This is a genomic window from Rhodoferax sp. (genome assembly GCF_025354435.1).
GTDB lineage: Bacteria > Pseudomonadota > Gammaproteobacteria > Burkholderiales > Burkholderiaceae_C > Rhodoferax_B.
Window position 1 is genome coordinate 49,954 of record NZ_JANXMU010000059.1, and the last position, 12,898, is coordinate 62,851.

At 63.7% G+C, this 12,898-nt stretch carries 11 protein-coding genes and 1 pseudogene; 8 read left to right on the forward strand and 4 right to left on the reverse strand.

What is annotated here, in order from left to right; all coding sequences use genetic code 11:
- Positions 1-33 precede the first annotated feature (33 nt).
- Positions 34-1,116, reverse strand: coding sequence for a TRAP transporter substrate-binding protein (locus Q0T48_RS15545; RefSeq protein ID WP_295957769.1), 1,083 nt, complete (start codon positions 1,114-1,116; stop codon positions 34-36).
- Between the two features lie 301 nt (positions 1,117-1,417).
- Between Q0T48_RS15545 and Q0T48_RS15550 the strand changes: the two genes are divergently transcribed.
- The 5 genes and pseudogenes from Q0T48_RS15550 (at position 1,418) to Q0T48_RS15570 (ending at position 6,395) form a co-directional block, all read left to right on the forward strand.
- Entirely contained in the window at positions 1,418-2,314 is an 897-nt protein-coding gene (locus Q0T48_RS15550) for a TauD/TfdA family dioxygenase (protein ID WP_295957772.1), read from the forward strand.
- Between the two features lie 158 nt (positions 2,315-2,472).
- A complete protein-coding gene (locus Q0T48_RS15555) occupies positions 2,473-3,471 on the forward strand; it encodes an ABC transporter substrate-binding protein (protein ID WP_295957774.1) in 999 nt (332 codons plus the stop codon).
- 7 nt (positions 3,472-3,478) lie between these two features.
- Positions 3,479-4,320: pseudogene (locus tag Q0T48_RS15560) on the forward strand (ABC transporter ATP-binding protein).
- A complete protein-coding gene (locus Q0T48_RS15565) occupies positions 4,317-5,186 on the forward strand; it encodes an ABC transporter permease (RefSeq protein WP_295957777.1) in 870 nt (289 codons plus the stop codon). The pseudogene Q0T48_RS15560 and the gene Q0T48_RS15565 overlap by 4 nt, the downstream one beginning before the upstream one ends.
- A gap of 3 nt (positions 5,187-5,189) precedes the next feature.
- The gene (locus Q0T48_RS15570; RefSeq protein WP_295957780.1) at positions 5,190-6,395 is read left to right on the forward strand and encodes an acyl-CoA dehydrogenase family protein; all 1,206 of its coding nucleotides are present in this window, start codon (positions 5,190-5,192) and stop codon (positions 6,393-6,395) included.
- A 13-nt stretch (positions 6,396-6,408) separates the two neighbouring features.
- On the opposite strand, the gene dxs is transcribed toward Q0T48_RS15570, so the two are convergent.
- The 3 genes from dxs to Q0T48_RS15585 are packed head-to-tail and all read right to left on the reverse strand — an operon-like array spanning position 6,409 to position 9,564.
- Positions 6,409-8,316 (reverse strand): 1-deoxy-D-xylulose-5-phosphate synthase, encoded by a 1,908-nt coding sequence (gene dxs / locus Q0T48_RS15575; protein WP_295957783.1) that lies wholly within the window; start codon positions 8,314-8,316, stop codon positions 6,409-6,411.
- 25 nt (positions 8,317-8,341) lie between these two features.
- A complete protein-coding gene (locus Q0T48_RS15580; RefSeq protein ID WP_295957786.1) occupies positions 8,342-9,313 on the reverse strand; it encodes a polyprenyl synthetase family protein in 972 nt (323 codons plus the stop codon).
- Positions 9,310-9,564 (reverse strand): exodeoxyribonuclease VII small subunit, encoded by a 255-nt coding sequence (locus Q0T48_RS15585; protein WP_295957790.1) that lies wholly within the window; start codon positions 9,562-9,564, stop codon positions 9,310-9,312. The genes Q0T48_RS15580 and Q0T48_RS15585 overlap by 4 nt, the downstream gene beginning before the upstream one ends.
- A gap of 215 nt (positions 9,565-9,779) precedes the next feature.
- Here Q0T48_RS15585 and Q0T48_RS15590 point away from each other — a divergent pair, with 215 nt between their 5' ends.
- The 3 genes from Q0T48_RS15590 to Q0T48_RS15600 all read left to right on the forward strand — a co-directional run bounded on the left by Q0T48_RS15590 (position 9,780) and on the right by Q0T48_RS15600 (position 12,766).
- On the forward strand, positions 9,780-10,922 hold the full coding sequence (locus Q0T48_RS15590) for an aromatic ring-hydroxylating dioxygenase subunit alpha (RefSeq protein WP_295957793.1): 1,143 nt from the start codon (positions 9,780-9,782) through the stop codon (positions 10,920-10,922).
- 73 nt (positions 10,923-10,995) lie between these two features.
- Complete coding sequence (locus tag Q0T48_RS15595) at positions 10,996-11,904, forward strand: DMT family transporter (protein WP_295957795.1); 909 nt, start codon at positions 10,996-10,998, stop codon at positions 11,902-11,904.
- 13 nt (positions 11,905-11,917) lie between these two features.
- A complete protein-coding gene (locus Q0T48_RS15600) occupies positions 11,918-12,766 on the forward strand; it encodes a sulfurtransferase (protein ID WP_295957801.1) in 849 nt (282 codons plus the stop codon).
- The last annotated feature ends 132 nt before the right edge of the window (positions 12,767-12,898 follow it).

Genomic DNA, 12,898 nt, shown 5'->3' on the forward strand with positions numbered 1-12,898 from the left:
GGTTGGCGGAGCGCAGCGCAGACTGGGGGTGAGTTAAAACTTTATGCTTTGCATGTAGCTGTCGAAACGGCCTTCGGCCACGCGGAACCAGGCCACCTGGTTGCGTTGGAAGGCGCGGAAGTCGGCAAAAATCTTCTTCCACTCCGGGCTCTTGGCATCGTTCTCGGCGTACACCTCTTGTGAGGCCTTGAAGGAGGCATCCAGAATCTCCTTGGAGAACGGCAGCAGCTTGATCTTGGAGCCCAGTAGCTGCTTCAAAGCCTCTGGGTTGCGCGCATCGTATTTGGCCAGCATATCGACCGAGGCCAGGGCTGTCGCCGCTTCGACAATGGCCTTGTTCTCGGGCGACAAGGCATCAAAAGCTTTGCGGTTGATGAAGAAGTCCACCTCGGGACCACCCTCCCACCAGCCGGGGTAGTAGTAGTTGGGCGCCACCTTGGCAAAACCCAGCTTCTGGTCATCGTACGGGCCCACCCATTCGGCCGCGTCGATGGTGCCTTTTTCCAGCGCCTGGTAGATTTCGCCACCCGGCAGGCTTTGCGGCACCACGCCCATCTTGGCCATGACCTCACCCACCAGACCGCCGCCCAGGCGCATCTTCAGACCCTTCAGGTCGGCGACGGTTTTGACTTCCTTGCGGAACCAGCCGCCCATTTGCGTGCCTGTATTGCCACCGGCAAAGCTCAGGATGTTGTAGTTGGCATAGAACTCGTTCATCAGCTTGCGGCCGTTGCCGTGCATCATCCAGGCGTTCATCTGGCGGGCATTCATGCCGAAGGGAATGGCCGCACCGATGGCGAACGCGGGGTTCTTGCCGTAGAAGTAATACGGCACGGTATGGCACATCTCGACGGAGCCCTGCTGCACACCGTCCACCACGCCAAAGGCAGGCATCAGCTCGCCACCGGCATGCACCGAGATTTCAAACTTGCCGCCCGACATGGCCTTCACCGCGTTGGCAAATACTTCCGCACCACCGTAAATCGTGTCCAGCGGCTTGGGAAAGCTGGAAGCCAAGCGCCAGCGCACCGCCGCCTGGGCATGCACAGCAGGCGCGATGCCCGCAGCCAGCACGCCCGCGATGCCGGTGTGTTTGATAAGGGAACGACGGTCCATTGAAATATCTCCCGAATTTAAAATGAAGTTCACTAGGCCGCAAAGGCCGCGAACATGATGGATAGTGAGCGCCGATTGTAGGGAGCGCCCCAAGCCGGTTCGGTGCGGGTTTTCCCCGCATTCGCATGCTGGAATGCTATTTAATCAATAGCTGCACACGCATATTCCACCTGCGCCAGGGCCTCATACCTATTCGTAGTTAGTAAACAGCAAAACAATCGTTCCCTTGGCGGAGCCCTCCCCCTACATTGGCGGGCTTGCACGGTGATTTTCCCGTGCCCCGCCCACACAAGGTGAACCCATGACGACGGTATTCGATGTAGAGACCCGCACCACGGCAACCCGGCAGCCGCTGGAAATCCGCCCCTTTGATGCCCCCCTGGGGGCCGAAGTAATCGGCCTGGACCTGTCGCGGCCGCTGGCCGCCGATGACTTTGCGCGCATCCACAGGGCCCACCTGGCGCACCACGTGCTGGTGTTCCGCGACCAGCGCATCACGCCCCAGCAGCAGATCGATTTCAGCGCCCGCTTCGGCCCGCTGCAGATCCATGTGTTGAAAAGCTTCCAGCTGCAAAACCACCCCGAGATCTTGATCGTTTCCAACATCAAGGAAAACGGCGAGCCCATCGGCCTGGGCGATGCCGGTGCCTACTGGCATTCCGACCTGTCATACAAAGAAAAGCCCAGCCTGGGTTCGCTGCTGCACGCGCAGGAGCTGCCCAGCGAAGGCGGCGACACCTTGTTTGCCAACCAACACCGCGCCTGGGACACCCTACCCACCGCACTGCAAACCGCCGTAGCCGGCCTGCGCGCTGAACACTCCTACCTGGCCAAATACGAAGACTTGCGCGCCCGCAACCCCTGGCGCCCGAAGCTGACGCAGGCCCAGCTCGACGAGGTATTGCCCGCCGTGCACCCCGTCGTGCGCACCCACCCCGAGAACGGCCGCAAGGCGCTGTTTGTCAGCGAGCATTTCACCACCCGCATCGTCGGCATTCCCGAAGACGAAAGCCGCGCCCTGCTGGACGAGCTGTTCGCCCACACCTCGCGCGCCGAGCTGGTCTACCGCCACGCCTGGCAGCCGCACGACATGGTGTTCTGGGACAACCGCTCCGTCACCCACCTGGCCGCAGGCACCCCCGACCACCTGCGCCGTAAGCTCTACCGCACCACCATCGAAGGCAATGAACCTTTTTGAACACCCCCAGGCTGCAGCGCTTCGCGTCTTTCGCCACCCCCCTTGCAGGGGGCAACACCAGCAGCCTGGCAAAGCCAGTTCTGCGGTGTTTCTGGTGGGCGTACGTGCCGACTGCCAGCGGGTCATTGGCCCTTTTAAATTTGACCAATAGGATATCCATGCCATTCAATCTCACCCGCCTCGCCGCAGGCCTGGCTCTTGCCGCGGCCACCCTGGCGGCCCAGGCCGAAGGCCGCATCAGCATCGCCCAGCAGTTCGGCATCGGCTACCTGGTGCTCGACGTAGTGCAAGACCAGAAGTTGATCGAAAAATACGGTAAGGCCCAGGGTCTGGACATCCAGGTGGACTGGAACCAGATCTCGGGTGCCACCGCCATGAACGAAGCCCTGCTGGCCAATGCGCTGGACGTGGTGTCGGCCGGCGTGCCGCCCATGCTGACCCTGTGGGACCGCACCAAGGGCCGGCAAAACGTCAAGGCTGTGGCCGCACTCGGCTCGCTGCCCAACTACCTGATCAGCAACAACCCGAAAGTCAAAACGCTGAAGGACCTGAGCGACAAGGACCGCATCGCCGTGCCCGCCGCCGGTACCGGTTTCCAATCGCGCACGCTGCAGATCGAAACCGCCAAGCTCTTCGGCAAAGACGACTTCAAGCGCTTTGACACCATTTCGGTCAGCCTGGCGCACCCCGATGCCACCGCTGCGCTGATGGCCGGTGGTTCGGAGATCAACACGCACTTCTCCAGCGCACCCTTCTACTACCAGGCACTGGAGAACAAGGCCGTACACAAGGTCATCAGCTCCTACGAGATTCTGGGCGGCCCGGCTACCTTCAACGTGCTCTACACCACGCAAAAATTCCACGACGAGAACCCGAAAACCTACAAGGCCTTTTACGCCGCGCTGGTCGAAGCCTCGCAGTGGATTAAGGCCAACAAGCCCAAGGCGGCCGAGACCTTTATCCGCGTGCAAAAGTCCAAGCTGCCGCTGGACTTTGTGCGCAGAATAGTCGAAGACCCCGAGAACGACTTCACCATCTCGCCATTCCGCACCTATGTGTATGCCGACGAGCTCAACAAGCTCGGCGTGCTGAAGAACCGCGCTGCTTCGTGGAAAGACTATTTCTTCGAAGAAGCCTATGCCAACCCCGGTAGCTAAGCCCACCATGGCCACCGTGACCCCTTTGAAACCCTCCACCACCGAACCACCGCTGCTGGAAGTCGACGGCGTGAGCCTGGAATACCGTACGCCCGCGCGCGTGGTGCGCGCTACCCACCAGGTCAGCCTGAACGTATTCGAGGCCGACCGCTTCGTGCTGCTGGGGGCATCCGGCTGCGGCAAATCGACCTTGCTCAAAGCCATGGCGGGTTTCATCGCGCCGGTGGAAGGCGAAATCCGCATCAGCGGTCAAAAGGTCACCCAGCCCGGGCCGGACCGCATCGTGATGTTCCAGGAATTCGACCAGTTGCCACCTGAAAAACCGTGCTCGACAATGTGGCGTTTCCGCTGCTGGCCTCCCGCACCCTGGGCAAGAAGGAAGCGCATGAACGCGCGCTGCACTACCTGGACAAGGTCGGGCTATCGGCCTTCGCCAAAGCCTATCCCAACACCTTGTCGGGTGGCATGAAACAACGTGTGGCGATTGCCCGCGCGCTGGCCATGCAGCCCAAGGTCTTGCTGATGGACGAACCGTTTGCCGCGCTGGACGCGCTGACACGCCGCAAGATGCAGGAAGAGCTGCTGGCGCTGTGGGACGAGGTGCGCTTCACTCTGGTCTTCGTCACCCATTCGATCGAGTAAGCGCTGGTGGTGGGCAACCGCATCGACCTGCTGTCGCCGCACCCGGGCCGGGTGCGCGCCGAGATCAACAGCCACGACTTCGGCATGCACAGCCAGGGCGGGACCGAGTTTCAGGCCGCCGCGCAACGCATCCACCGCCTGCTGTTCAACGAAGAGTCCGACGGCAGCCCAACACCGCACGCAGAACCGTCCCGAAAGATTGCATGAGCACCCTGAATCCACCTATCCGGGCCGAATACGAACGCGTTTTAGAGGCTCTGCCCGACACGCATGTAGAGCGCCTGTTGCCCTGGACGGCCCGCGTCTGGGACCAAGCCTGGCTGCGCCGCGGCCTGATCCTGCTGGCGCTGGTCATGCTGTGGGAAATTGTGGCCCGTGTGCAAAACAACGACCTGCTGCTGCCCACCGCACTGCAAACCGCCCACGCGCTGATCGAAGGTCTGGCCAGCGGCGAGCTCATCACCAAAACGCGCATCTCGCTGAGTCTGCTGCTGCAGGGCTATATCGGCGGAGTCATCGCCGCTTTTGTGCTGACGACGTTGGCGGTATCGACCCAGTTAGGCCGCGACCTGCTGGCCACGCTGACCGCCATGCTGAACCCGCTGCCCGCCATCGCCCTGCTGCCGCTGGCCCTGCTGTGGTTTGGCCTGGGCCAGGGCAGCCTGGTGTTTGTGCTGATCCACTCCGTGCTGTGGCCGCTGGCGCTGAATACGTACGCGGGCTTCCAGGCCGTGCCCGAGACACTGCGCATGGCCGGGCGCAATTACGGCCTGAAGGGCCTGCGCTATGTGCTACAAATTCTGGTGCCGGCCGCGCTGCCGTCGATTTTGGCGGGCCTGAAGATCAGCTGGGCCTTTGCCTGGCGCACCTTGATCGCGGCCGAGCTGGTGTTCGGCGCGTCTTCTGGCAAAGGCGGCCTGGGTTGGTACATCTTCCAGAACCGCAACGAGCTGTTCACCGACCGCGTGTTTGCGGGCCTGGTGATGGTCATCGCGATCGGCCTGCTGGTCGAAAGCCTGGTGTTCCAGACCCTGGAGCGTCTGACCATTCGCCGCTGGGGCATGCAGCGCTAAACCATGGCCGATACCCCCTCCCCACCCGCACTGTTCGCGGAAGATTTTGGCGACTTCACGCCCACGGTGCGGTCCCTCGCCAACGCCCTGGCCGCCACCGCGGCAGTGCGCGACAAGGCGGGCGGCACGGCCCTGGCCGAGCGCCAACTGCTGCGCGACAGCGGCTTGTTGACACTGGCCGTGCCAGCCGCTTTTGGCGGCCAGGGTGCCGCATGGCCATTGATCCTGCGCATGGTGCGGCGGCTGGCGCAGGCCGACAGCTCGCTGGCCCATCTGTTCGGCTTCCAGCACCTGCAGGTGGCCAGCGTGCTGCTGTTCGGCGCGCCCGCGCAGCAAGACCGCTGGCTGGGCGCGACGGTGGCGCGGCATTGGTTCTGGGGCAATGCGGTGAATGCGCGCGATACCCGGCTGCAGGTCACCCGCACCGACGGCGGCTGGCTGCTAGACGGCACCAAGGCCTTTTGCTCGGGCGCGCAGGACTCGGATGTGCTGAACGTGTCGGTGGCCACCGGCCCGGAGCCGACCGACCGGCTCTACATGGTGCTGCCCACCCACCGCGAGGGCATTCAGGTGCATGCCGATTGGGACAATATGGGCCAGCGCCAGACCGACAGCGGCAGCGTGAGCTTCCGCCAGGTATTCGCCGCCGACCACGAGGTGCTGGGCCCGCCCGGCGCGGCCTCCAGCCCGCGGGCCACGCTGCGCAACATCCTCGGCCAAACCATTCTGACCGAGATCTACCTAGGCAATGCCCAGGGCGCGCTGACCGACGCCATCGACTATGCCCGCACCCAAACCCAGCCCTGGGTGATGGCGGGCGTGGACCGTACGGTGGACGACCCGCTGCTGCAGCTGCGCACCGGCGAAATGTGGGCCACGCTGCGCGCCGCGGTGGCCCTGGCCGAAGAAGCCAACGCTGCCTTCCAGCAGGCTTGGGACCAGGGATTGGCTCTGAGCCACACCCAGCGTGGCGAGGTCGGCATACTGGTGGCGGCCGCGCGCACCACGGCGGTCCGGGCGGCGCTGCAGATCACATCGCAAATCTTTGAGTTGATGGGGGCACGTGCCACCACGGCCCGCTACGGCTTTGACCGCTACTGGCGCAATGTGCGGGTGCACACCCTGCACGACCCGGTGGACTACCGCAGCAAGGAAATAGGCCGCTGGCTGTTCACTGCCGAGCCGCCCAACCCGTACGGCTACGGTTGAGGTCGGAAAATAGCTACGCTACCAATTTGAGAGCAGCTTGCGCTTGATGTACCTGGGCTGGAAAGCGTTTTTCTATAGATTTCTCGATACCTGCTGCATCCAGGCCCTGCATGGCCATCAGCACGGCCGGGTCGCCATGTTGGATGAAGGTATCTGACAAGCCCAGCGTCAGGACCGGCACCGTGACGCCCGCGGCCTGCAAGGCCTCTTGCACCGCGCTGCCTGCACCGCCCATGGCGGCACCGTCTTCTACCGTGACCAGGGCCGCGTGGCTGGCGGCAATGCTGAGCAACAGCTCTACATCCAGCGGCTTGGCCCAGCGCATATTCACCACTGTGGCATCCAGCTTCTCGGCCACGGCCAGCGCGGGGTACAGCAGGGTGCCGAAGGCCAGAATGGCGATGCCCGAAGTCTGCTTACTGTGGCGGCGGATTTCGCCCTTGCCGTAAGGCAACGGCTGCAAACCTGGCTCCATCGCTGCACCGGCACCGGCACCGCGCGGGTAGCGCACGGCGACCGGGTTGTCTTGCGCAAAAGCGCTGCTCAGCAGGCGGCGGCATTCGTTTTCGTCGGCCGGGCAGGCCACGCCCATATTGGGGATGCAGCGAAGGAAAGGGATGTCATACGCCCCGGCGTGGGTGGCGCCGTCGGCCCCCACCAGTCCGGCGCGGTCCAGGGCAAACACCACCGGCAGGTTTTGCAAGGCTACGTCGTGGATCAACTGGTCGTAGGCGCGCTGCAAGAAGGTGGAGTAAATCGCCACCACCGGCTTCAGGCCTTCGCAGGCCATCCCGGCGGCGAAGGTCACCGCGTGCTGCTCGGCAATGCCCACGTCGTAATAGCGCTGGGGAAAGCGTTTTTCAAATTCCACCAGGCCCGAGCCTTCGCGCATGGCGGGTGTGATGCCCACCAGGCGGCTGTCTTGCGCGGCCATGTCGCACAGCCAGCTGCCAAACACCTGGGTGAAGGTGGCTTTGCCCGGTGCAGCGGCTTTTTGCAGGCCCACGGCGGGGTCGAACTTGCCCGGGCCGTGGTAGGCCACGGGGTCGGCCTCGGCCAGCTTGTAGCCCTGGCCCTTTTTGGTGACCACGTGCAAAAACTGCGGGCCGGTCAGGTGCTTGATGTTTTCCAGCGTAGGGATCAGCGATTCGAGATCGTGGCCGTCGATGGGGCCGATGTAGTTGAAACCAAATTGCTCGAACAGCGTGGCGGGCACCACCATGCCCTTGGCGTGCTGCTCCAGGCGGCGGGCCAGCTCGAACAGCGGCGGCGCGCCTTTGAGCACCTGTTTGCCGACGTTCTTGGCGGCCGCGTAAAACTGGCCGCTCATCAGCTGGGCCAGGTAGCGGTTCAGTGCGCCCACTGGTGGGCTGATGCTCATGTCGTTGTCGTTCAGAATGACCAACAGGTTGCAGTCGCACACGCCCGCGTTGTTCAGGGCCTCAAAGGCCATGCCTGCGCTCATGGCGCCGTCGCCGATGATGGCCACGCTGTGCCGCTTGTCGCCCTTTTGCTTGGCCGCCATGGCCATGCCCAGCGCGGCCGAGATGGAGGTGCTGGAATGCGCTGTGCCAAACGCGTCGAATTTGCTCTCAGACCGCGTCGGAAAGCCTGATAAGCCGCCCAGCTGGCGCAGGCTGGCCATGCGGTCACGCCGCCCGGTCAAAATTTTGTGCGGATAGGTCTGATGGCCCACGTCCCACACCAGCCGGTCTTCGGGGGTGTTGAACACGTAGTGCAACGCCACGGTCAACTCCACCGTACCCAGGTTGGAGCTCAGGTGGCCGCCGGTTTTGGACACGCTGTCGATCACGAAGGCGCGCAGCTCGTCGGCCAGCGGTTTGAGCTCGGTACGCGGCAAACGGCGCAGATCGGCCGGCTCGTTGATGGTTTCCAGCAGTGGGTAAGACGCAGGGTTCATAATTTTTTTCTTGAAGCGGGCCCGTCTAGCTAGACCGGTTAACCACCATGTCAGCCAGGGCGCGCAGGGCCTGGGTATTCGTATGGGGCAAGTCGCTGGCATCCAGCGCGGTCAGGGCCTGGGCCAGCAGCTCCTGGGCGTAGGCCAAAGAACGGTCCAGCCCCAGCAGGGAGACGTAAGTGGGTTTGTCCTGGGCGGCATCTTTGCCCGCCGTTTTGCCCAGCGTGGCCGAGTCGGCGGTCACGTCCAGGATATCGTCCACCACCTGGAAAGCCAACCCCAGGGCCGCGCCGTAGGTGTGCAAGGCGTTGCGGGTGGCCAGGGGTAATGGGCGGGCAGCACAGGCCGCGCCCATCATCACGCTGCCTTGCAGCAGGGCCCCGGTTTTCAGGCGGTGCATGCAGCGCAGTTCTTCTTCAGTCAGGGCCATGCCGATGCTCGCCAGGTCGATCGCCTGCCCGCCTGCCATGCCCTGGTAGCCTGCGGCCTGGGCCAGCAGGCGGCACAGCGTGGCCTGCACGCTGGCCGGGGCAGCGGCACCTTCGGGGGTCAGTATTTCAAACGCCAGCGCTTGCAGGGCATCGCCCGCCAGCAGGGCCTGGGCTTCGCCAAACTGCACGTGCACCGTGGGTTTACCGCGGCGCAGGATGTCGTTGTCCATGCACGGCATATCGTCGTGCACCAGGGAATAGGCGTGGATCAGCTCGGCGGCGCAAGCGGCGCGCAGGGCGGCGTCGTCTAGCCCGGCAACAGCAGCAGAGTTAAGGGCAGAGGCTTCACCGGTGGCCACGGCTTCGCGCGCGGCCAGAACCAGCAGGGGGCGCAGGCGCTTGCCGCCATCGAGCACGGCGTAGCGCATGCCTTCACGCAGGGCCGCGGGGGCGGGATGCTCGGCATCGACCACGCCGCCAGCGGCCACCCAGTCGCTCAGCGCCTGCTCTACACGGGCCAGGGCCTGGGTGCTCCAGGTCGGCAAATCAAAAGCGGTACTGCTCATTCTTGCGCCCAGGGTTTGAGTACGCCCTGGTCCAGCACCTTGATCTGCTGCTCTACCGCATCGAGCTTGTCGCGGCAGAACTGCAGCAGCTGGGCACCACGCTGGTAGCCGCCGAGCAATTGCTCCAGCGGCATCTGGCCCGATTCGAGCTGGCCGACCAGTTGCTCCAGTTCCACCTGCGCCGCCTCGTAGCTGGCGGGCAAGGCTTCGGGAGAGGCGTTTTTATCGGGTTTGGCAGCGGCCTTGGGCATGGAGGGTGCAGGAGGATGGAGTGGTAAAGGAGGGCCGATTTTACGGGCAGGCACGGCACGGCGGTGCGGGCCCGCCAAAACCACCCCGCCGGGTACAATCGTCCCTCTTTTCGCCATCGGCTGGAACCCCTTCCAACCCTGCCGGAGCCTTTTCCCGCGCGAGTTTCTCGCGCCTACCCTGCCCCTTCATAGGGGGAGTCTTGTCAGGACAACCCATGTCTGATTTAAGTCTTCAACTGCAGCAGGCCGCAAGCCAACTACCAGTTTCAAGCTACTTTGATGACGCGCTGTTCCAGCGCGAAGTCGCCACTATTTTCCAGCGGGGGCCACGCTATGTCGGCCACACACTGGCCGTACCCGAGCTGGGCGATTACTACGCCCTGCCGCAAGAGGGCGAGGGCCGGGTGCTGACGCGCACGCCGCGCGGCGTGGAGCTGGTGTCGAACGTCTGCCGCCACCGCCAGGCGGTGATGCTCAAGGGCCGGGGTTCGCTGAACACCACCCAGCAGGGCAGTGCGGGCGGCAATATCGTCTGCCCGCTGCACCGCTGGACCTACAGCGGCGGTGCCCACGCACCCACCGGCACGCTGCTGGGCGCGCCGCATTTCGCCCAAGACCCATGCCTGAACCTGAACCAGTACCCGCTGCAGGAGTGGAACGGCCTACTGTTCGAAGGTAGCAGGGACGTAAAGGCCGACCTGGCCGGCATGGGCCCGCTGGCCGACCTGGATTTCACCGGCCACGTGCTCGACCATGTGGAGCTGCATGTGTGCGACTACAACTGGAAGACCTTCATCGAGGTCTATCTGGAGGACTACCACGTCGGCCCCTTCCACCCCGGTCTGGGCGGTTTTGTCACCTGCGACGACCTGCAGTGGGAATTCAAAGACAACTATTCGGTGCAAACTGTTGGTTTGGCGCAACGCCTGGGTGCAGCGGGCAGCCCGGCCTACCAGCGTTGGCAGGATGCGCTCAAGGCCTACAACCAGGGTACAGCCCCCAAGCACGGCGCGATCTGGCTTACCTACTACCCCAATGTGATGGTCGAGTGGTACCCGCACGTGCTGACCGTGTCCACCCTGCACCCCATCAGCCCGAACAAGACGCTGAACATGGTGGAGTTCTACTACCCCGAAGAAATCGCCTGTTTTGAGCGCGACTTCGTGCAAGCCCAGCAGGCCGCCTACATGGAAACCTGCGTGGAAGACGACGAAATCGCCCTGCGCATGGACGCAGGCCGCAAGGCCTTGCTGCAGCGTGGCGACAACGAGGTCGGCCCCTACCAAAGCCCCATGGAAGACGGCATGCAGCACTTCCACGAGTGGTACCGCCGCACCATGGGTGGCGTATGGCTATAAAATAAATAGCTACTAGCGTAGGCAGTACCTGCGCTAGAGGCCTATTTCTTATAAATTTCTAGAAAGCACGCCCATGCAGGCACTTTGGATGGTGTTAGCCGCATTTGTATTTGCCACCATGGGGGTCTGCGTGAAGATTGCCTCGGCCTATTTCAACTCGGCCGAACTGGTGTTTTACCGGGGCCTGATCGGCATGGCGTTTCTGGCCACACTGGCGCGTGCCCAGGGCGTGGGCCTGAAAACCGCCTACCCCGGCATGCACGCCTGGCGCAGCACCATCGGCGTGGCCTCCATGGGCGGTTGGTTCTACGCCATTGCCCACCTGCCACTAGCCACGGCCATGACGCTGAACTACATGAGCAGCATCTGGATTGCGGCCTTTCTGGTCGGCGGCGCGCTGATCGCCTGGCGGCCCGGCAGCGGCGCAGGCCCCTTGCAGCAAGGCCCGCTGGTGCTGACGGTGATGGCCGGTTTTGTCGGCGTGGTGATGGTGCTGCGCCCCAGCCTGGACCCGAACGAGATGTTTGGCGGCCTGATTGGCCTGCTGTCGGGTCTGGGCTCGGCCTTTGCCTATATGCAGGTGATGGCGCTGGGCCGCATTGGCGAGCCCGAAGCCCGCACGGTATTTTATTTTGCGCTGGGCTCGGCCGTGGTGGGTGGTGTGGCCACGCTGCTGGTGGGTGCGTCCCCATGGCAATGGGCCCATGCCGCCTGGCTGCTGCCGATTGGCGTGCTGGCCGCTTTGGGCCAGTTGTTCATGACGCGGGCCTATTCCGGGGCCAAAACCCAGGGCGCGATGCTCACCGTGGCCAGCCTGCAGTATTCGGGCATTGTGTTTGCGGCCATCTACAGCCTGGTGCTGTTTGGCGACCGTATCACCTCCATGGGCTGGTTTGGCATGGCGCTGATCATGGCCAGCGGCATTGCCGCCACGGTATTGCGCGCCCGCGCCGCGCCCAATGCCCCGGCCGAAGAACATTGAAAGGGACTCTTCCATGTACTCCACCATCATCTCTGTTGAACAACTCCAGAACCTGCAGCAACCCTTCATGGTGTTCGACTGCACTTTCGACCTCACCCAGCCCGACGCAGGCGAGCAGGCCTACCGTGCGGCCCACATCCCCGGCGCGGTATACGCCCACCTGGACACGGCGCTGAGTGCCAAAACCGGCCCGGCCATGTCCGGTGGCCGCCACCCGCTGCCCACGCAAGAAGCCTTTGCCGCCTGGCTGGGCAGCGTCGGCTTTGCCAACGGCATGCAGGCCGTGGTGTACGACCGCAACGGCGTGAACTACGCGGGCCGCCTGTGGTGGATGCTGAAATGGGTGGGCCATGACGCGGTGGCGGTACTGGACGGCGGTCTGCAGGCTTGGCAAGCCGCGGGCGGTGCGGTAAGTGCCGGAGTGGAACCCTCTAAATTTTCAAGTAATTTCGTACCAGCGCAGGCGCTGTCTACACTGGTAGCTACAGAAACCGTAGTGAACCAGCTGGGCCGCGCCAGCCAGACCATCGTCGATGCCCGGGCCACGCCGCGCTTCAAGGGCGAGGTGGAGCCACTGGACCCGGTGGCAGGCCACATCCCCGGCGCGCTCAACCGTTTTTTCAAACACAACCTCGACGTCGACGGGCATTTCAAACCGGCTGCCCAGTTGCGCGATGACTTCACTTCACTGCTGGGCCCGCGCGCCCCTGAAGAACTGGTGCACCAATGCGGCTCGGGCGTAACTGCTTGTCACAACCTGTTGGCGATGGAGCATGCCGGCCTGACCGGCTCGGTGCTATACCCGGGGTCCTGGAGCGAATGGTCAGCCGATCCGGCGCGGCCGGTTGCCCAGGGCGGGTAGAACGCGACGGGCGTTGATGCGGCGCAAGCCGGAGTCAGTGGGCTGTACAAATACTCGAAGGCCCATCAAGTTGCACGGGTTCAGCCTCGAAAGGAAACGCATATGTTCAAACGCATTCTTGTTCCGACCGAT

Coding starts and splice junctions, on each gene's coding strand:
- Q0T48_RS15545 (WP_295957769.1), bottom strand. CDS start 1,116: ATGGACCGTCGTTCCCTTATCAAACACACCGGCATCGCGGGCGTGCTG.
- Q0T48_RS15550 (WP_295957772.1), top strand. CDS start 1,418: ATGACGACGGTATTCGATGTAGAGACCCGCACCACGGCAACCCGGCAG.
- Q0T48_RS15555 (WP_295957774.1), top strand. CDS start 2,473: ATGCCATTCAATCTCACCCGCCTCGCCGCAGGCCTGGCTCTTGCCGCG.
- Q0T48_RS15565 (WP_295957777.1), top strand. CDS start 4,317: ATGAGCACCCTGAATCCACCTATCCGGGCCGAATACGAACGCGTTTTA.
- Q0T48_RS15570 (WP_295957780.1), top strand. CDS start 5,190: ATGGCCGATACCCCCTCCCCACCCGCACTGTTCGCGGAAGATTTTGGC.
- dxs (WP_295957783.1), bottom strand. CDS start 8,316: ATGAACCCTGCGTCTTACCCACTGCTGGAAACCATCAACGAGCCGGCC.
- Q0T48_RS15580 (WP_295957786.1), bottom strand. CDS start 9,313: ATGAGCAGTACCGCTTTTGATTTGCCGACCTGGAGCACCCAGGCCCTG.
- Q0T48_RS15585 (WP_295957790.1), bottom strand. CDS start 9,564: ATGCCCAAGGCCGCTGCCAAACCCGATAAAAACGCCTCTCCCGAAGCC.
- Q0T48_RS15590 (WP_295957793.1), top strand. CDS start 9,780: ATGTCTGATTTAAGTCTTCAACTGCAGCAGGCCGCAAGCCAACTACCA.
- Q0T48_RS15595 (WP_295957795.1), top strand. CDS start 10,996: ATGCAGGCACTTTGGATGGTGTTAGCCGCATTTGTATTTGCCACCATG.
- Q0T48_RS15600 (WP_295957801.1), top strand. CDS start 11,918: ATGTACTCCACCATCATCTCTGTTGAACAACTCCAGAACCTGCAGCAA.